Below are 18097 nucleotides of genomic sequence, written 5' to 3' on the forward strand. Positions count from 1 at the left end.
CGGCGCCCTGCCGTCGGCGCACTCATGTCCTTGGGCCCGGAAAGGGAACGATGTCCGCACTCACCGAACGTCAGCTCGCCGCGAGGGGCGGGGAATGGGCCGTCGCGACGCCCCACGCCGCGGCGAGCGAGGTGGCCGCCGAGGTCCTGCGCACTGGCGGCAACGCGGTCGACGCGGCGCTCGCCGCCGCCGCCATGCTGACGGTGGTGTACCCCAACCAGTGCTCGGTCGGCGGCGATCTGCTGGCCCTGGTGGGCACCCGGGACGGTGACGTCCGCTTCGTCAACGCCGGCGGCCGCTCCCCGCGCGCGGTCGACGTGGCGTCGCTGACGTCGTCGTACGACCTGATGCCCGTGCTCGGCGCGCTGCCGGTGACCGTTCCCGGCGCGGTCGCCGGGTGGGGCGTACTCGCCGGGACCTGGGGCAGCCGTCCGCTCGCCGCGGCCCTCGCGCCCGCCGAGGCCGCCGCCCGTGAGGGGGTGCCCGTGGCGTCCGGACTGGCCCACGACCTCGCCCGCGAGAGCGGCAGCCTGGCGCGCGATCCCGGCATGCGCGGCGTGTTCTTCGCCGACGGAGAGGTCCTCACGGCCGGACAGACACTGCGCCAGCCCCACCTCGCCCGCTCCCTGGCCCAGATCGGCTCGGAGGGCCCCGCCGCGCTGTACGGCGGAGAGGTGGGCGCGAGCCTGGTGAAGCTGCTCGCGGCCGGGGGCTCCGCGATGACGGAGGAGGACTTCGCCGCGCACACCGTGGAGTTGTCGCCGGCGCTCGCCGTGGAGTACGACGGCGTCGAGTACCTGTCGGCAGGAGCCAACTCTCAGGGCCTCTACTTCCTCCAGGGCCTCAAGGCCCTCGACGTGGCCCGCACCGTCCGCGGGCCGCTCGACCCGCTGGGCCGCGACGCCGGAGTGGTCGCCTCCGTCCTCGCCTGGACCGCCGGCGACCGTGACCGCCACTGCGCCGACCCCGAATGGAGCAGCGCCCCCGTCGACCACCTGCTGTCCGACGCGTACGCGCGCCACATCGCCGAGCACGCCCTGGCCGGTACGGCCGTCGACCTGCTCGCCGAGCGCAAGGCGACCGGTGACACGGTGGCGGTCGTGGTGGCCGATGCCGACGGCACCTGGGTCTCGCTGATCCAGAGCGTCTTCCACGGCTTCGGCGCCGCGCTGCTCGACCCCGGCACCGGGATCGTCCTGCACAACCGGGGCGCCTCGTTCTCCCTCGACCCCGCCTCGCCCAACGCACTGGCCGGCGGGAAGCGGCCGCTGCACACGCTCATGCCGGTCCTGGTCCGCGAAGGCGGCGAACTCGTCGGAGCGCACGGGGCGATGGGCGGACGCGCGCAACCCCAGGTGCACACGCACATGGCCCTGCACCTGGCCGCCGGTTCCGCTCCCGAACACGCCGTGTCGGTGCCACGCTGGGTCCTCGGCGCCATGGAGGCAGGGGTGACGAGCGGCGCGGGCGTCGTCGGCGCGGAGCGGGACGTCCCGGCCGCGGGTGTCGACGCGATCAGGGGGGCGGGCTTCGGCGTCCGGTCGCTCGGCGCGTACGACGACGGGGTGGGGCACGGCCAGTTGGTCCGGCGCGTTGCCGGGGACGGCCGACCGCAGCTGGCGGCGGCCACCGATCCGCGCGCGGACGGGGCGGCGGTGGCCGGCTGACACCATGGCCGGGTGCGCGACAGGGGAGCGAGCGATCGAGGTGGGGAAGGAAGCATGACCGACAGCAGTGCCAGGACGACCAAGAGGGCGAGCCGGAGCCGGCTGCCGCGAGGCACCCTGAGCCAGGAGCTGATCGTCCAGGCGGCGTTCCGGGTCGCGGACTCCTCCGGCATGGAGAAGCTGACGTTCCAGGCCCTCGGCCGTGAGCTGTCCGCCCATCCGACGGCGATCTACCGGCACTTCCGCAACAAGGACGAACTGCTCCTTGCCCTCATCGACGCCCTGCACGAGGAGGCCCTGGCCGACCTCCCGCCGCCCACGGACGACTGGGCGCACGACCTCATGCAGATCGCGATCCACACCCGTGCGGCATTCCTCCGCCATCCCCGGGTCGGAGCCCTGGCAGCCGCGCGCACCGCCCGCCGGGAGAACGAGTTCCGTTCCGTGGAGCGCAAACTGGACTGCATGCGCCGGGCCGGCCTCGACGACACCGAAGCCGCCCGCTACTACCGCGTCTTCGCCGACCTGGTGCTGGCCTACAGCGCCATGGACGCGAGCCTGGCCGCCCTGTCCCCGGAGCTCCGGGACGCCGATCTGCGCGCGTGGAAGACCGACTACCTCACGCTGCCGCCCGAGAAGTACCCCAATATCGCGCGGGTCGCCCCGCGGTTCGTGGGCCTGGACGACCCCCAGAACTTCGTGACGGCCGTCCAGGCGGTCATCGACACGGTCCGCGCCAAGTCGGAGAGCGGGCCCCGCCCCACCTGAGCCCTCCCCGCCCGCCGGGCCGCCGCGCGAAAAAACTGCGTCGGCGCGGCAACCTTCTCGTCCTCCGCGGCAACTGGCAGCCGGAAGGTCGATTCGAGCAACCGGATGGACGGGCATGAGGGCAAGGAAGCACGCCGCGCCGCGGCCGTGGCGCAGGAGCGGAATGGTCAGGGGCGTTCCCTTGGCGCCGCTGTTCGTCGACGACATCGCCGTACAGCCGGACAGCGCGTGGCTGACCGACGACGACCGGTTCGCCCGGCCTTGACCAGCCCCCCGGCCGGCCTGCACCGCCCCGCCACCGTGCACGACCGCCGTTCGAATCCCGGGATGGGCCCTGTTAGGCTGCGCCCCCCGTTGTTGTTAAATACGCAACCAATGCGCACTTCATGGCAAGGAGAGGGCGACCGGGGGATGGTCCTCGATGACGCGTCCGCGGAGTTCCACGAATTCTTCGAACGCCACTACGCCGAACTCGCCCGTCTGGCATACCTCCTGACCGGCGAGTCCGACGCGGCGGACGACCTCGCGGCGGATGCCCTGGTCGCCCTGTGGCAGCGCTGGGACCGGTTGCGGCAGGCCGACCACCCGCTCGCCTACGCGCGTGGTGTGGTGGCCAACATGGCGCGGGGACGCATCCGCAGCACGGTCCGGGAGCGACGCCGGATCACGCTGTTCTGGTCCCGCAGCCCCGAGAAGGTGGACGGGCCGGACACGGCGGCCGTCCTGGACGTCCGCGCGGCGCTCGCCCGGCTGCCGTACCGCAAGCGCGCCTGCGTGGTGCTGAGACACGCCCTCGATCTGTCGGAGAAGGAGACGGCGGCAGCACTGGGCATATCGGTCGGAACGGTGAAGAGCCAGACCTCGAAGGGAATGGCCGAGCTGGAGAAGCTCCTGGGCGCACACGCGGCCGGGGACCTGGTGCCTGGGAGGAGGAGGAACCGGTGAACGAGGACATCGACCGTCGGCTGCGCGAGGCCGCCGAGGCCCACCAGCCCGACCGCGCGCGGATGCTGGCCCGGGTGGAACGCGGCATGGCCGGCCCCGCCGTACGGCACCGGGCGCGACCGTTCGCGAAGTCCTGGACCAGGATCACCCTCGCCGGGCTCGCCGCCGGCGGCATCCTGACGACCGGCGGCCTCGCCGTCGCCGCCATCGTCGCGAAGCCGTCGCCGCCGCCCACCGTGACCACGCCCACCACCCTGGCCCCGGCCGTCAGCTCCCCGCCCCCGAAATCGGCCCGCCCCAGCCCGGTCGCGCCGCCCCCGGCCACCACCCCGGGCAGCGCGCGCCCGACCCCGTCGGCCACCAGTGCCTTGCCCTCGCCGACCGCCGACGAGAGCCAGGACGGGCCGCTGCGGTCGGCCGGGTCGGTGGATACGAAGAGCACTGTCTACTGGACGCAGAGCGACCTCCTCCTCAAGACGACCCAGCCGCTCACCTCGCTCACGGTCGAGATCCGGATCGTGCAGACCGGCGGGGCGAAGAGCACCGGCACCTGGCAGACCCTGCCGGGCGACGACTTCACCGTCACCGTGCAGGAGACCGGCGGCGCGCTGGTCTACCGCTGGGTCCTGAAGCCGGGCCAGACCGTGCCGGCCGGGAGCCATGAGTTCGCCGCGCAGTTCAACAACGGTGCCGGCGGCGCGCACAGTGCCGAGGGCGACGGCTACCGCGTCGACGCACAGGGTTCGGGCGGCTCCGCGTCGGTACGGGGAGGGTTCGCCCCGAAGCGGTGATCGCCGCCGCGCGGCAACCTTTGTGCGCGTGGCGGCAACTGGCGGGTGATCGGGACCGGATCAAGTCCCGCCGCGCCAGAAGGACATGCCGTTGTCAGAACAGAACCGCTCTCATCGTCGCCGCCCGGCGACCCGCCGCGTCATCGCCGCCGCGGTGGGCCTCGCCGCCGTGGGCGCCGCCGTACCGCTGGTCGCCCTGGCCGCACTCACGCCGGACGCCGCCGCACCGGCCACGATCGCCGACGCGGCGGCAGCCGGCGGCCGTTACTTCGGTACGGCCGTGGCCGCGGGCAGGCTCGGCGACTCCACGTACTCCACGATTCTCGACCGGGAATTCAAGATGATCACCCCGGAGAACGAGATGAAGTGGGACGCCATCGAGCCCTCCCGCGGCAACTTCACCTTCGGGGCCGCCGACCGGATCGTCGACCACGCCTCCGCGCACGGCCAGCGCCTGCGCGGCCACACCCTGGTCTGGCACTCCCAACTGCCCAGCTGGGTCAAGTCCATCAGCGACGCCGGCACCCTGCGCTCGGTGATGAAGAACCACATCACCCAGGAGATGACCCACTACAAGGGCAAGATCTACGCCTGGGACGTGGTCAACGAGGCGTTCGCTGACGGCGGCAGCGGGCAGCACCGCAGCTCCGTGTTCCAGGACGTCCTGGGCAACGGCTTCATCGAGGAGGCCTTCCGCACCGCCCGGGACGCCGACCCCGCCGCCAAGCTCTGCTACAACGACTACAACATCGAGAACTGGACCGACGCCAAGACCCAGGGCGTCTACAAGATGGTCAAGGACTTCAAGTCCCGCGGTGTGCCGATCGACTGCGTCGGCTTCCAGAGCCACTTCGGCGCGAGCGGGCCGCCGGCCAGCTTCCAGACCACGCTGTCCAACTTCGCCGCGCTCGGCGTGGACGTACAGATCACCGAGCTCGACATCGCCCAGGCGTCCGCCACCGCCTACACCAACGCCGTCAAGGCGTGCACGAACGTGGCGCGCTGCACGGGCATCACGGTCTGGGGCATCCGCGACAGCGACTCCTGGCGCACCGGTGAGAACGCGCTGCTGTTCGACAACAGCGGCAACAAGAAGCCCGCCTACGACGCGGTGCGCACCGCCCTGGGCGGCAGCAGCGGTAGCGGCAGCGGCAGCGGCACGCAGGCCGGGGGCATCACGTCCGGCACCGTCTACACGCTCTCCAACGCGGCCGCCGGACGCGTTCTCGACGTGCCCGCCGGACAGAAGGCCAACGGCACCCCGCTCCAGGTGTGGGACGCCAGCGGCGCCGCCAACCAGCAGTGGAAGGCCACCCAGAACAGCGACGGCTCCTACACCCTGACCAACGTCGCCAGCGGCCGGGTACTGGACGAGCCGTTGAACCAGAAGGCCAACGGGACGAAGCTGACGCTCTGGGACGCCAACGGCGGCGCCCACCAGCACTGGAAGGCAAGCCGGAACAGCGACGGCACCTACACGCTGACCAACGTCGCGAGCGGCCGGGCGCTGGATCTCCCCGGCGGCAAGACCGCCAACGGCACGCCCGTCCAGATCTGGGACACCAACGGCGGCGCCAACCAGCGCTGGACCTTCCAGCCGGCCGCGGCGCCGACGAGCGACGCGACCGCGGCGCCGAAGAGCGACACGTGTGCTCTTCCGTCGACGTACAAGTGGACCTCGACGGGCCCGCTGGCGGAGCCGGCGAACGGGTCGGTCGCGCTGAAGGACTTCACCACCGTGACGTACAACGGCAAGCACCTGGTCTACGCGACCACCTCCACCGGATCGCAGTGGGGCGCGATGACCTTCCGTCCGTTCACGAACTGGTCGGACATGGCGACGGCCACCCAGACCAAGATCAGCGGTTCCGCGGTGGCGCCCAAGCTGTTCTACTTCGCGCCCAAGAAGATCTGGGTGCTGGTCTCGAACGGGTGGGGTACCTCCTGGCCCTTCAGCTACCGCACGTCCAGCGACCCCACCGACCCCAACGGCTGGTCCGCGCCGAAGGAGCTGTTCACCGGCAGCCTCCCCGCAGGCTCGGGAGGCACCCCGATCGACCCGACCGTGATCGCCGACGACCAGAACATGTACCTGTTCTTCGCCGATGACAACGGCAAGATCTACAAGTCGTCCATGCCGCTCGGGAACTTCCCGGGCAGCTTCGGTTCCTCGTACACGACGGTCATGAGCGACACGAAGGCGAAGCTGTTCGAGGCGCCGGAGGTCTACAAGGTCCAGGGCCAGAACCAGTACCTCATGATCGTCGAGGCGATGGGTGCGAACGGGCGCTACTTCCGCTCGTTCACGGCCTCCAGCCTCAACGGCCCGTGGGCCGTGCAGGCCGGCAGCGAGAGCAGCCCCTTCGCGGGCAAGGCCAACAGCGGTGCCACCTGGACCAACGACATCAGCCACGGTGACCTGGTCCGCGACAACCCCGACCAGACCATGACCATCGACCCCTGCAACCTGCAGTTCCTCTACCAGGGCAGGAACCCCGCATCGGACGGCGTCGACTACGCGAAGCTGCCGTACCGGCCGGGTGTCCTCACCCTGAAGCGCTGACCCTCAGCCCGAGGACCCTCAGCCCGACGAAGACGACGAAAGGCGCCCCCCTCGAAGAGAGGGGGGCGCCTTTCGTCGTCCTCACCCGCGTGAGTGCTGCACCGCTACTTGAGCGCTGTACCACCCGAGTTGTGATAGGCGATCGTCTTGTTGATCAGGTTGCCGCCGTCGGTCTCGGGCGTCGTCTGCTCCGTCCATCCCGCACCGAACAGCAGCCCGGCGATGTGGGCGTTCGCCACCTGGTCCATGTGCGAGAAGAACCAGTCCACCTTGTCGTCCTTGAAGTGGCCGGGAGTGTTGTTCCCCGCCATGTTGCCCACGGGGATCTGCCACAGGACGACCGGCTTGCCCACGGACTCGGCCATCGTCTTCCAGAACTTCAGCGAGGCGGCGGCCTTCTGGTCGTTCCAGAAGTGGTCACTGCCCCCGTGGGCCGGCTGTGCGTACCAGCCCGCGTCGCGGTCCGACACATCGGTGGCCAGGAAGTCGGCGTTCTTCGCACCGAGGTCCGCGTAGTCCTTGACGCACTTCTGGAGGTTGTTCTCCCAGTCGAAGCAGGAGAGGTGCAGGCCCACGCCGGTGTTCGGCGCGTACTTGCGCGCCATCGAGATCAGGCACTGGGCGAGGCCGGAGGCGCTGTTCTCCTGCGATCCGCAGTCCGTCGGATTCGAGGCCGTGACCTGCGCGGGAACCTGGTGCAGATTGCCGAGCGACCGGGCGAAGCCCCAGAAGTCGGGCTCCAGGTCGATCATGTCGTGCGAGTTGCCGATCTTCTGGAGGAAGAACCGGTAGTCGTTCAGGTACTTGGTGAGCAGGTCACGCCTGTCGATGGCCTTGACCTCGCCCGGGCCGTCACCCTCGCCTGCCATGTCCCCGAGGTCGCGCAACGAATACCAGGTCCACAGGTACTTCTGGGGTCGCGACTTGCCCTGGTAGGTGGCCTTGGCCGCCACGCCGTCCTGCCAGGTCACCTGGTTTCCGGGCGCCGTGCTGGTGCCGCCCCAGCAGCCCCACCAGGCCGACCACTCAGCCTTGCAGCGCGATGCCGTATAGGCGTCCGACGAGGGCGCGGGCTGGCTGTGGATGTAGGCGTAGCGCACGTCGAACGGCGCGGCGTTCGCCGAGGCGTCAGTCATCGAGCCGCCGATGAGCACCGTGTCACTGCCCATGAAACGCTTCGCCGAGCTGCCGCCACCGGCCGTGGGTGTCGGAGACGCGGACGAAGGCGAGGACGACGGTCGCGGGGCGCTCGGAGCCGGGCTCGCGGGAGCGCTGCTGCCCGGCGTGGTGGGCGTGCCGTCGCCGCTGACGTTCCCTACCGCGACCAGCTTCCACTGCTGATCGGCGCCGCTGCGGTCACGGTTCTGGACGACGCTGCCCCCGTTGGCCTTGACGGCCTTGTGGACACCGACGGCCATGCCGCTGAAGCGGTTGACCAGACGCAGGTAGCCGTCCGACGACTTGGCCAGTTTGAACTGCTGGTTGGAGGCGTTCTGGTCTTTCCACTGCACGAGGGCGGAGTCGGCGGTCTTCGACCAGCCGAGGTCGTCCAGCACCTTGCCGGAGGTCCGGTTCTGCAGCCGGAAGTACCCGTCACCCGAGTCGATGAACCGCCACTGCTGGTTGGCGCCGCCATGACGGCTCCACTGCACCACCGCGGCCCCGTCGTTCTTGGCGGAGCCGCGGTCGTCCAGCACCTTGCCGCTGTTGCGGTTGACCAGGACGTACCACTTCTTCAGATCCGGGGTCTTCTTCTGGTCCGCCGAAGCCTGGCTGACCACGACAGCCGAGCCGGCCACGACCACCATGGCGAGCCCTCCCCAGAGCCCCCGCCGCGCAAGCAACCGACGCCCACGGTGCTTCGGGTGACCACCATGTCTGTGCTGTCGTTCCAGGGGCATGCCTGTGCTCTCTTTCAGCCTCAGCTATCGCATCCGACCGGACCACTTGGTCCGGACGGCACTGAGTGGTCCCCGAGGCCGAAAAGGTTGCCGCGAAGAGCGAAAGATTCTTTCGCCCGCCTGCTACGACTTCAGCCGGTCGACGGCGGCGGCCGTGAGGCCCTTCAGGTAGCCGGCGTCGTCGGAGGGCCGGCCGGTGAGTTCGACGATGCCGAACCTGTGGCCGCTGCGGATCACCGCGACGCCGCCGGAGAGCTTGCCGTCGCCGTTGAAGGCCGGGTACCAGCTGCCGTGGCCGGCCTTGACGGTGAGCGAGTGCCCCTTGCCGTAGTACCAGTGCCCCTGCGGCTCCTGCTGGCAGCCGCGCACCATCTTGTTGAGCCGCTTCTCGTACGAGGCCGCCGACGTGCCGGTGGAAGCGTCCGCGACGGATTCGGTCAGCGAGGTGCGGCCGGTGTCGAAGGCCCAGGTCACGTCGGCGTAGGCGGCGGCCTTCCCCTTGGTCAGCGAGCGCATCGTCTCCTCGCCGGAGCACGCCGAAAGAGCCTGCTTCCCCGTCAGGTCCACGCTCGCGCCGACCGGCGTCAGCCCCTGCTGGACGAGGTCCTCACTCTGGAGCAGGTCGGCGGAGCCGAGGCGGGGCGCGGCAGCGGCAGCGGCGGCGGGAAGCGCGCCGATGCCGACCGCGAGCAGCGCAGCACCGGCGGCGGCTGCTCCTGCGGTACGACGCCGACGCGAGGACTTCTTGCCGGCCGCGGCTGCGAGGTTGTCGAACATGTCATCTCCTGTCTGGTCGCGACGCGGTGGGCGTCGTCGTACACATGGAGATGCCGGGGGTGCGGGAGATGTTGGACGGCGATCCGCCGCATGGGATGTGATCCATGCCACATGAGGTGCCGGGGTGTCAGAGCTTGATCACGGCCGTGCGGACGATCTGCGTCATCGCGGCCGTGTCCAGGCAGGCCTGTACCTCCAGAACCCCGTAGTGCGTGCCGTTGCGGAGTACGGCGATGCCTCCACAGGGCTCCTTGCCTCGTGGTGCGGTTCCTGTGGTGTTCAGATCGCCGTCGTACGCACCCATCCAACTCGCGGTGATGGCCGGGGTGATGTCGATCGTGTGCGTCGGCCCGTAGACCCAGTGGGTGGCTGGTTCGTCCTGGCACGGCACCTCCTCCAGCAGCAGGCGCTGGGCGAAGTTCTCGGCCAGGGCCCGGCTGCCGGCGTCGTCGGCGACCTCGCGTGCGACCTGGTCGTCGATGTCCGCCGCGGTGGTCGGGTCGTCGCCGTAGCCCGTGTCCTTGCCCGTCAGCAGTCCGCGGAAGTGCGCGTCGTTCGAACCCAGGGTCTCGGCGAGGGTCTTCTCGCCGGTGCAGGCCGCGTTGGCGTAGTTGCCGTCTCCGACCCGGTCCCGCACGTGGATGCGCCGGGAGACGCCGACCTTCTTGAAGTCGGCCGCTGTCAGCAGGTGCCGGTCGGTCATGGGGCCGCTCGCGGGTGTCGGCAGGGGCGAGGCGTCACCCGACGAGGAGGCCGTGGCGCCCGGCCGTTCCGCCGGGGTGGCCGAAGCGGAGGGCTGAGGCAGGACGAACCGGCCGGTCAGCACGCCCAGTACGGCGGCTGCCACCAGGATGACGACGACCGACCGGCCCCGCACGACCGCACCTCCCGTCCCCTCGTCGAGCGGGGACCCCGGGCGGCTCAGGATCCACCGCCGAGACGGTCCCGCATGAAGCGGCGAGCCTGGTGGATGCGGTCCTTGACCGTGCCCAGCGGAGCGTCGGTGATCTCGGCGACCTGGAGGTAGGTCAGGTCGCCGAGATCACGCAGCACGAAGGACTCCACCAAAGCCGGGTGCCGCTGCTCCAGCGCGGCCAGCGATTCCATCAGGTCCAGGCGGGTCCCCGCGATGACGCTCGTCGTCCGCGGGTCGACCCCGTCGGGAACGACCGCATGGCTGTCCTCCGCGCGCCGGCGCATCGAGCGATACGTGGACCTGGCGGCGTTCGACGCGATCACGGTCACCCAGCCGAGGAACGAGCCGCGCCCGGTGTACTCGTGCAGATGCGTGCTGATGGACAACAGGGCGTCCTGTGCCGCCTCTTCGGCGTCGGCGTGGTGCGGAAGGAACCTGGAGCAGCGGCGCATGACCGTGGGCCGAAGCCTCACGAGGAGACGGTCCAGGGCCGCCCGGTCGCCTGCCTGCGCAGACGCCACGAGCCGCGTCAGCTCATCCTCTTCGAACACCCTGCTGTCCCCCCGATATCGTCCGACCTGGACCCGCAAGGTCGCACAGTAGTTCGCAAGTCCCCCACAGCACGCACCGCACCCGCGGTATCCCCCCAGGAAAATGTTGCCGCATGCAGAAGCTAGGTCGTTATCTCCTTGAGGACAGGCTGGGAGCCGGTTCGTTCGCCACCGTCTGGAGGGCGTACGACCCCGAGCTCGACACGGATGTCGCGGTGAAGGTGCTGGCCGACAACTGGGCTTCGAACGCCGATGTGCGGCAACGCTTCCTGGCGGAGGCGAGGCTGCTCCGCAGGATCTCCAGCCCCCGTGTCGTACGGGTGCACGACGTCGGCGTCCACGAGGACCGGCCGTACTTCGTCATGGACTACGTCCGGGACGGCACTCTGGCCGAGAGGATCGGCCACTGCCGGCCCGCGGAGGCGCTCCACCTGGCGGCCGAGGCCGGGTACGCGGTGCAGGTGCTCCACGAGGCGGGCGTCATCCACCGCGACATCAAGCCGTCGAACCTCCTCGTGGACGCCGACCGCACGCCCGTGGCCGTCCTGGTCGCGGACCTCGGCAGCGCGAAGCAACTGGCCGACGCGTCGGGTCTGACCGTGACCACCGGCACTCCCGCGTACATGGCGCCCGAACAGGCCTTCCAGACCGGCGGGTTCGACGGCCGCGCCGACGTGTACGCCCTCGGGGTCGTCACGTTCGAGCTGCTGACCGGGAACAAGCCGTTCGGTTCGGGCGGTCGCGCCTTCCTGGTGCCGGACGGGACATCGACGTCGTCGTTGCCGACGATTCCCGGGGAGCTGGACGTCCCGGACGGCATCGCGACCCTTCTTCGTGCCGCGCTGTCCGCCGACCCCGAGGAACGACCGCGAACGGCACAGGAGTTCGCGGACGCGCTGCTGTCACCCGTGCCACCGGGTGAAGAGGGGCAGGCGCCCGGACCAGCGGGCCCGAAACGGCAGGTGGTCTGGCTCGCGGCGGCAGCCGTCTTCCTGCTGACGACGGTGCTGACATGGCTGGCCCGCTGACAGGACACATCGGCGACCCCTGATTTGCCGTACCGGAAACTGGTCTCTTTCCGTACTGGAAACTGAAGGCTACTCTTTCCGGTATGGAAACCAACGGGGTACGACTCACGCCGGAGCAGGCCCGTGCCGCCCTGGCCGACACCGCGCACATCCGGGCCTCCGTCGCGGCACTGTCGGCGACACCGTGGCCGAGCTGGTTCTTCGTCACCCTCACGCTCTACATCGCCGCGCTCCCGATCGCTTGCGCAGGCGTCATGGCCGACTCGGACTGGCTGCTGCCGCGTCCCGCCTGGCTGGCCATCCTGCTGACGAGCACCGCGGTGTACGGGGCGCTCTCCGCCGTCGCATCGAAGGCGTGGCGAGACAAGACAGGGGTGGCGCTGCGGTTCGACGTACTGCCGAGGCGGGCGACCGTGCCGCTCGCGGTCGGCATGCCCGTACTGCTGGTGGGGCCGGCGCTCGCTTTCCGTCTCACGGGACAGCCGGTGTGGCTGATCGCCGCCTCGCTGATCGGCGCCGCCGTGTCCGTCGCCTTCCACCTCGCCTTCGTCCGGTTGCACCGGAGGACCCCGTGAGCGCCGAGAGCCACGGCGGCCTGGAGGGCTTCGACGTCACCATCCACGCCCCGAACCGGCTGCGCGTCTGCGCCCTCCTGGACAGTGCGGGCGAAGCGGAGTTCGGCCTGGTCCAAAGGCAACTCGACCTCTCCGCCTCCGTCCTGAGCAAGCACGTCGCCGTGCTGGTCGGCGCCGGCTACGTCGAACAGCGCAAGGCCGTACGCGACACCCGGCAACGTGTGTGGCTCCGCCTGACCCGGCGAGGCCGGGAGGCGTATCAGGGGCACCTTGCGGCGCTGCGGGCGATCGTGGGGCCGTCGGATCAAGGAGATCACTCTTGAATGCCATGTACTTTGTGTTGCAAAGTTAAGTGGGCGGATGCCGTTCCGGCGGCCCGCTCACGAGCGCCGGCACAGCGCAAGCCACAAGGGGGACACGGCAGATGGGAACATCCGCACAGAGCGGCGCGGGATCGGAACCGAGGGCGGCCGCGGCCGCCTTGCTGGCCGCGACGGAAGGCCTCCGGGCGAGGACCCGCACGCAGACCCACGGAGCGTGGACGCCCCTCCTCGGCTTCGGACTCCTCGCGCTGGCGGCGGTCCCGGTCGCCCGGTACGCCTTCAACTTCGGAGCCCACGGGCGCGACATCGGGTCCTATCCGGCCTTTGCCTACGCCGAGTTGACCGGCCTGTGTGTCGTCCACGAACCGGGAACTCCTTGCCTGAAGGGCGAGTTCGACGGAGCCTTCCTGCGCTTCGCGGCATGGGGCGTGTGGTTCGCGCTCCTCCCGCTCGCCTGGTTCGCCTTCGCCCGCTGGTACCGCCTGCGCGGTGAGGCTCGGGGCGTCGTCCCCCGGCGTGGCATGTGGATCCGCGTGATCGCCGCAACCACCACTGTGATCACGGCAGCTCTGTCGGTGTTTCTGCTCGGCAAGGACCAGCCGTGGGAGGCCGTGCTGCTGGAGAACAGTTACGCCTCCCCGTGGTACCTGGTCGGCATCGGACTGCTCGCCCTCGGCATTGCCGAACGCAGTTGGGCAGCCGCGGCGGCCGGAACCACCCACGCCCTACTGCTCACGGGGTACTTGGGAGCCTCCTGGGGCACCGGATTGTTTCCCTGGCAGCACCCGGCCCACCCCGGCTGGCCCGACGGCCCACAGGCCAAGGCCCTTCTCCTCGCTGCCGTCCTGCTCCTGGCCGGTATGTGTGAGTGGACAACGGCCCGCCGCCGAGCCGCGCCCGGCGCAGCAGCCGCGGGTACGGTCACCTCATGAGCGTCGAAGACCCGACCGCTGCGCGGGACGCCCAGGAGGAACCGCATCCCACCCAGGGGCTGGACGACACGGTCCACCAGCGCGTACGGCTCGGCATCCTCACCGTCGCCCGCGAGGCCGACCGGGTCGAGTTCGGCTTCCTGAAGAAGGAACTGGCCGTCACCGACGGGAACCTCTCCCGGCACCTGAAGGTGCTGGAGGAGTCCGGAATGATCACCGTGGAGAAGGGCTACGCAGGCCGACGCCCCCGCACATGGGTAACCCTCACCCGTGAAGGCGCACAGGCCCTGGACGCCGAGCTGCGGGCCCTACGCGCACTCGTACTACGCCTGGAGACCCCGCGTCCCCCCGTGCCCGGCACACCATGACGGCCACCGATTCCGGCTTCACCCGGAGCACGTCAGGATGGTGCCCATGTGCGCTCTTTTCGACCCCCCAGAGCCTCGCCGCGTCGCGCCGGGCGAATACCCCGTGTGGGACCGGGCCCTGGCCCTCCTGAACCAGGACCTCACGGCGACGCTTCCCGCGCTGGAACCCCTACAGCTACTGGCCCTTCCGTTCGACGACGCGGACGAGCCGGAGTACATCCACGTCGCCACGGCCAACGGCGAGTGGCACGGCAGCTCCCTGGAGCCGCACTCACAGCACAGCCTTGCCTCCGCGCTGGCGAACGTCGCCGATGCCGCGCAGGAGACCGTCGTGGAGCTTCTGTGGCAGGCATGGCCTCTGTGCCCCGAGCACGGCCTGGGCATGCACCCGAGGGAGGACGCAGAAAAGCGACTGTCCTGGTGGTGCGCGGGAGAACGCTTGCGTCAGGGCTCGGCTCATATCCATGCGGCTGTGGGCGCACTCGACGCTTCGGGAACGTCGCTCAGTACAGGGCCCTGAGAACTGCCGTTGCAGCGGCTGATCACCACGGACACCAGAGCTTGGATCCCGCGGGCAGTCAGTACGCCGACTTCACCGTTCCGCCGGGGAGTTTCTTCCCGTCCTCCCGGCCCACGCCGCACAGCACCCATCGGAACCCGGCATCCCACTCCTCGTCCGTGGAGTACCAGCCCCACATCTCGTGTCCCTGGCCACGGGCCCAGTTGACGCCGTACTTCTCGTCGCAGAGGTTTCCCGCGTCGACACTGTCCGCCGAGCCGTCGCCCGAGGCCCGGGTCCAGCCCACCATCTGCTGGTCGTGCGGTCCGCCGCAGTTCACCAGGGTCTTGGTGTACGTGTCGTCCTCGTCCTTCCGTGTGTCGACGCAGTCACCCGGGCCCAGCTGCGTGACGTACACCTCGTGGCCGAACTTGCGGAAGCCGCCGAGCGGGCCGCCCGCGGTGGCGTTCTTCAGGAAGAGCAGGCAGGCCGAGGGCGGCGGTTCACTCTGCCCGGGCCCGGGCGGGAGGACGTACAGCACCGGGTCGGCCATGGTCGCCCGCAGCCTGGCGGTGCGCCGGGTGCACTCGTCCAGCCCCGCCCGTGCGCCGTCGGCTGCGACGGTTGTGATGACCTGGCCGTCGGGATCGTCGTCGTAGCAGTCGACGACCTTCACTTCGGACAGCTCCTTGGACTTCCCGTCCTTCCCGTCGGCGTCGACGCACTGTCCCGGTGTGAGCTCCTCGCGCAGCCCCGCCTGCCGGCCGTACGGGTACGCGTTTCGGGTCACGGTCGGGGAAGGGCTCGCGGCCACCTTCGTACCGACCTCCGGCCCCTTCACCCCGGCCTTCTCCACCGGGTACGTGGCGGCGCCCAGCGCGAATCCGCCGGCCCCCGCCACCACGGCAACGAGCGTCAGCAGTGCGGACGTTCGGCGGCCGGGCGCCCGGCGAGCGGCGGCCGAGGTGCGCCGGGGGCCGGTCGCGGCGGCGGAATCGGCGCTGGAACCGGTCGTCTCCCGGGCGGCTCCGGGAAGCGCGGGCAGTGGCGCACGAGGGGTCCCGGTTCCCCCGGCCTCCGCGAGCAGCTCACGCGCTCGCTCCACCCGCATACGCTGCGCCGGATCCTTGGCCAGCAGCCCCGTGATCACGCGGCTCAGCGGCTCGCTCGCCCGCTGCGGTACGACGGGTTCCGCGGTCAGCGCCGCCATGAGGGAGGCGTCGAGCGTGTCCCGCTCGAAGGGGGAGGCGCCCTCGACGGCGAAGTAGAGAGTGGCACCGAGCGAGAACAGATCGGTCGCTTCCGTCGCTTCGCCGCCGGACAGTCGTTCCGGCGCCAGGTAGCCCGGGGTGCCCACCACCATGCCGCTCCGGGTGACCCGGGTCTCCCGGGGCCACAGCGAGATGCCGTAGTCCGTGAGCAGGACCCGTCGATCGGCGGCTCCGGACGGGTCCGGCGCCAACAGGACGTTGGAGGGCTTCATGTCCCGGTGGATGATGCCGAGCCGGTGCCCGGAGGACAGCGCGTCGAGGGTGGCAGCCCCGATCCGGGCCACCTCCTCGCTCGGCAGCGGCCCGCGGCCCTCCACCACGGCCCGCAGATCCCGGGTGCCGGGCAGGTACTCCATCACGATCCACGGGCGGTCGTCGTCCTCCACCACGTCGTACACCGTGATCACGTTCGGGTGCTCGCGCAGCTGCGCCGCTTTGAGCGCCTCCCTGCGCCCGCGGTGGACGGGGTCGTCGCCGGGTCCGTCCGACTCGTACGGAACGGCGATCTCCTTGACCGCGACCCGGACCTGGAGATCCTCGTCCTCGGCCAGCCACACGTGTCCGCCACCGCCGGAACCCAGCCGCTCCCGGAGCCGGTACCGCCCGGCGATGACCCGGCCGAAGCCACGGTCCGCGCCGCCGTTCACCGGACGACCAGCGGGCGGAAGGCGGACCGCACATCGGACCTGGACGGGTCGACGTACATCGAGTCGGTGCTCTCCGCGGTGAAGATGGTCGGGGGGCAGCTCGTACCGCTGATCTGGATCTTGCGGTCGGCGACCAGCCTGCCGGTGCGCAGCTCGTAGACCTTCACCGGGATCTCGATCTTGTGGAAGCTCACGTTGCCGACGGCGCCGGAGGACTCGCTCCGGTACGGGCAGGTTTCGACGGAATCCCCGAAGGTGTCCTCGCCCATGCAGACCACCAGCACCGCGTCGGCGGCATCGTCCGCCTTCCAGGAGCCGGGGAACAGCTTCGGGTACCCGGAGGCGGTGCCGTTCTCGTCGGAGGCGTAGAACAGCGCGGGGTTGGTGCCCTTGCCCATGGGCTTGGCGCCGCTGTACTTCGCGGGGGCAGCGCAGTACTCGGCTTGTGTGCCGGTCCCTGCGGAGAGAAGGTTGCTGACGTTCGCCAACTCGATGCTCAGGGTGGCCTTCCTGGCTCCCTTCCGGGCCCGGTCCGCGAGGCCGCTGCCGGGATACCGGGCGAGCAGCCGCTCGTAGTACGTGCGCGCCTCCTCCCAACTGCCGTCCGCCAGGAAGTCGTCACCGCATCCGACGAGTGCCGCGGGCGCGGTCAGCTCGGCCGTGTCGGCGGCCCGGTCCAGTACGTCGTGGCTCCGCCCCCGGTCGTCGAGCCAGTCGGTGACGTCGGCGGTGTCGCAGGGGTTCTTGGCGGGCAGCCTGCCGAGGAATCCGTTCAAGGTCGCTTCGACCGTCTTCTCGTTGCCGTCCTCGGCCAGTACGGAAGCGAGCGTGCCGAAGCCGTCCGCCAGCGCCTCGGTGTCCCCGGTCAGCGCCGTGCTCAGCTCGGCCCGGGCCGTCCGCAGCCGGTCGCACGCCGCCACGGCCTCGTCACCGCGGGCGGTGAGCGGGGCGTCGGCGACGCGGTGCCCGAACCAGACGCGGTCCTGGGCGGTCGACACCCGTGCGCAGTCGCCGCTTTCGCGTGCCTCGGTGACGCTGCGACCGATCCTGAACGCGTCGAAGCGCAACAGCCCCACCACCAGCAGCACCGGCAGCGTGATGCCGAGCGCCACCAGGCGTTGTCTGTGCGCCCTGCCCCGGCCACCGCCTCCGCGCGCCAGGAACCACCCGTGGACGACCACGGCCGCCCACCACACCAGCACGGCCACCTCGTACGACGGCGAGGCGGTCGTGACGAGCCTGAAGACGAGTACGGCGCTGCCGGCCACGGCGGCGAGGGCGAGCCGGCGTCGCCGCAGCAGCAGATAGCCGACGCCGAGAAGCGAGGCATTGCCCAGGGCGGCGGCCACCGGGTCGGGTGCCCTGGGCTCGTCGGGCGCGGCACTCGGCACGGTGGGCGGGGCGTACGTCGGGTCGCTCATCCTGATCTCCCCCGGTCTCGGTCACGAACAGGTCCGGTGCCCGCATGGTGCGGCGCCGTTCCCGGGAGGGGTCCCGGGCGACCGTGGACCGGTGGTGGTGTGGGGGGTGTGGGCGGGTCCGTGCGAAGTCCGGTGAAAGAGATCACCGCCAGGT

The 18097-nt window shown here is 70.6% G+C and carries 17 protein-coding genes; 11 read left to right on the forward strand and 6 right to left on the reverse strand.

All coding sequences use genetic code 11. The features are described from left to right. Window positions 1-50: 50 nt before the first annotated feature. The 5 genes from CRP56_RS22370 to CRP56_RS22390 all read left to right on the forward strand — a co-directional run bounded on the left by CRP56_RS22370 (window position 51) and on the right by CRP56_RS22390 (window position 6734). Entirely contained in the window at window positions 51-1667 is a 1617-nt protein-coding gene (locus tag CRP56_RS22370; protein ID WP_097266647.1) for a gamma-glutamyltransferase, read from the forward strand. Between the two features lie 54 nt (window positions 1668-1721). After that, window positions 1722-2435: a TetR/AcrR family transcriptional regulator gene (locus tag CRP56_RS22375; RefSeq protein ID WP_097266649.1), complete on the forward strand. Its 714-nt coding sequence runs from the start codon at window positions 1722-1724 to the stop codon at window positions 2433-2435. Between the two features lie 411 nt (window positions 2436-2846). Then, window positions 2847-3380, forward strand: a complete 534-nt coding sequence (locus CRP56_RS22380; RefSeq protein ID WP_097266652.1) for a SigE family RNA polymerase sigma factor — start codon at window positions 2847-2849, stop codon at window positions 3378-3380. Further along, window positions 3377-4171, forward strand: a complete 795-nt coding sequence (locus tag CRP56_RS22385; RefSeq protein ID WP_097266654.1) for a hypothetical protein — start codon at window positions 3377-3379, stop codon at window positions 4169-4171. Before CRP56_RS22380 ends, CRP56_RS22385 begins: the two co-directional genes overlap by 4 nt. Window positions 4172-4256: 85 nt before the next feature. Further along, complete coding sequence (locus tag CRP56_RS22390) at window positions 4257-6734, forward strand: non-reducing end alpha-L-arabinofuranosidase family hydrolase (RefSeq protein WP_097266656.1); 2478 nt, start codon at window positions 4257-4259, stop codon at window positions 6732-6734. Between the two features lie 104 nt (window positions 6735-6838). On the opposite strand, the gene CRP56_RS22395 is transcribed toward CRP56_RS22390, so the two are convergent. The 4 genes from CRP56_RS22395 to CRP56_RS22410 all read right to left on the reverse strand — a co-directional run bounded on the left by CRP56_RS22395 (window position 6839) and on the right by CRP56_RS22410 (window position 10879). After that, the gene (locus CRP56_RS22395; RefSeq protein WP_097266658.1) at window positions 6839-8542 is read right to left on the reverse strand and encodes an RICIN domain-containing protein; all 1704 of its coding nucleotides are present in this window, start codon (window positions 8540-8542) and stop codon (window positions 6839-6841) included. Between the two features lie 216 nt (window positions 8543-8758). Beyond that, complete coding sequence (locus CRP56_RS22400; RefSeq protein WP_097266660.1) at window positions 8759-9412, reverse strand: hypothetical protein; 654 nt, start codon at window positions 9410-9412, stop codon at window positions 8759-8761. A 127-nt stretch (window positions 9413-9539) separates the two neighbouring features. After that, window positions 9540-10289 (reverse strand): hypothetical protein, encoded by a 750-nt coding sequence (locus tag CRP56_RS22405; protein ID WP_097266662.1) that lies wholly within the window; start codon window positions 10287-10289, stop codon window positions 9540-9542. A 44-nt stretch (window positions 10290-10333) separates the two neighbouring features. Further along, the gene (locus CRP56_RS22410; protein ID WP_097266664.1) at window positions 10334-10879 is read right to left on the reverse strand and encodes an RNA polymerase sigma factor; all 546 of its coding nucleotides are present in this window, start codon (window positions 10877-10879) and stop codon (window positions 10334-10336) included. A gap of 113 nt (window positions 10880-10992) precedes the next feature. Between CRP56_RS22410 and CRP56_RS22415 the strand changes: the two genes are divergently transcribed. The 6 genes from CRP56_RS22415 to CRP56_RS22440 all read left to right on the forward strand — a co-directional run bounded on the left by CRP56_RS22415 (window position 10993) and on the right by CRP56_RS22440 (window position 14625). Then, window positions 10993-11907: a serine/threonine-protein kinase gene (locus CRP56_RS22415; RefSeq protein ID WP_097266665.1), complete on the forward strand. Its 915-nt coding sequence runs from the start codon at window positions 10993-10995 to the stop codon at window positions 11905-11907. A gap of 83 nt (window positions 11908-11990) precedes the next feature. Beyond that, a complete protein-coding gene (locus CRP56_RS22420; protein WP_097266668.1) occupies window positions 11991-12482 on the forward strand; it encodes a hypothetical protein in 492 nt (163 codons plus the stop codon). Next, window positions 12479-12805, forward strand: coding sequence for a transcriptional regulator (locus CRP56_RS22425; protein WP_097266670.1), 327 nt, complete (start codon window positions 12479-12481; stop codon window positions 12803-12805). Before CRP56_RS22420 ends, CRP56_RS22425 begins: the two co-directional genes overlap by 4 nt. 101 nt (window positions 12806-12906) lie before the next feature. Further along, window positions 12907-13737 (forward strand): hypothetical protein, encoded by an 831-nt coding sequence (locus CRP56_RS22430; protein ID WP_097266672.1) that lies wholly within the window; start codon window positions 12907-12909, stop codon window positions 13735-13737. Then, window positions 13734-14105 (forward strand): winged helix-turn-helix domain-containing protein, encoded by a 372-nt coding sequence (locus CRP56_RS22435; RefSeq protein ID WP_097274349.1) that lies wholly within the window; start codon window positions 13734-13736, stop codon window positions 14103-14105. The genes CRP56_RS22430 and CRP56_RS22435 overlap by 4 nt, the downstream gene beginning before the upstream one ends. Window positions 14106-14151: 46 nt before the next feature. Beyond that, window positions 14152-14625 carry a hypothetical protein gene (locus CRP56_RS22440; protein WP_097266674.1) on the forward strand — a complete coding sequence of 158 codons (474 nt, stop codon included), beginning with the start codon at window positions 14152-14154 and terminating at the stop codon, window positions 14623-14625. A gap of 58 nt (window positions 14626-14683) precedes the next feature. On the opposite strand, the gene CRP56_RS22445 is transcribed toward CRP56_RS22440, so the two are convergent. Next, window positions 14684-16522 carry a serine/threonine-protein kinase gene (locus CRP56_RS22445; RefSeq protein WP_257040883.1) on the reverse strand — a complete coding sequence of 613 codons (1839 nt, stop codon included), beginning with the start codon at window positions 16520-16522 and terminating at the stop codon, window positions 14684-14686. Then, window positions 16519-17943 carry a tetratricopeptide repeat protein gene (locus tag CRP56_RS48460; RefSeq protein ID WP_257040884.1) on the reverse strand — a complete coding sequence of 475 codons (1425 nt, stop codon included), beginning with the start codon at window positions 17941-17943 and terminating at the stop codon, window positions 16519-16521. Before CRP56_RS48460 ends, CRP56_RS22445 begins: the two co-directional genes overlap by 4 nt. Window positions 17944-18097: the final 154 nt, after the last annotated feature.

The sequence above is a fragment of the Streptomyces sp. TLI_55 genome, assembly GCF_900206255.1.
Lineage (GTDB): Bacteria > Actinomycetota > Actinomycetes > Streptomycetales > Streptomycetaceae > Streptomyces > Streptomyces aquilus.

Coding starts and splice junctions, on each gene's coding strand:
- CRP56_RS22380 (WP_097266652.1), top strand. CDS start 2,847: ATGGTCCTCGATGACGCGTCCGCGGAGTTCCACGAATTCTTCGAACGC.
- CRP56_RS22420 (WP_097266668.1), top strand. CDS start 11,991: ATGGAAACCAACGGGGTACGACTCACGCCGGAGCAGGCCCGTGCCGCC.
- CRP56_RS22375 (WP_097266649.1), top strand. CDS start 1,722: ATGACCGACAGCAGTGCCAGGACGACCAAGAGGGCGAGCCGGAGCCGG.
- CRP56_RS22430 (WP_097266672.1), top strand. CDS start 12,907: ATGGGAACATCCGCACAGAGCGGCGCGGGATCGGAACCGAGGGCGGCC.
- CRP56_RS48460 (WP_257040884.1), bottom strand. CDS start 17,943: ATGAGCGACCCGACGTACGCCCCGCCCACCGTGCCGAGTGCCGCGCCC.
- CRP56_RS22390 (WP_097266656.1), top strand. CDS start 4,257: ATGCCGTTGTCAGAACAGAACCGCTCTCATCGTCGCCGCCCGGCGACC.
- CRP56_RS22435 (WP_097274349.1), top strand. CDS start 13,734: ATGAGCGTCGAAGACCCGACCGCTGCGCGGGACGCCCAGGAGGAACCG.
- CRP56_RS22395 (WP_097266658.1), bottom strand. CDS start 8,542: ATGGTGGTCGTGGCCGGCTCGGCTGTCGTGGTCAGCCAGGCTTCGGCG.
- CRP56_RS22370 (WP_097266647.1), top strand. CDS start 51: ATGTCCGCACTCACCGAACGTCAGCTCGCCGCGAGGGGCGGGGAATGG.
- CRP56_RS22400 (WP_097266660.1), bottom strand. CDS start 9,412: ATGTTCGACAACCTCGCAGCCGCGGCCGGCAAGAAGTCCTCGCGTCGG.
- CRP56_RS22415 (WP_097266665.1), top strand. CDS start 10,993: ATGCAGAAGCTAGGTCGTTATCTCCTTGAGGACAGGCTGGGAGCCGGT.
- CRP56_RS22440 (WP_097266674.1), top strand. CDS start 14,152: ATGTGCGCTCTTTTCGACCCCCCAGAGCCTCGCCGCGTCGCGCCGGGC.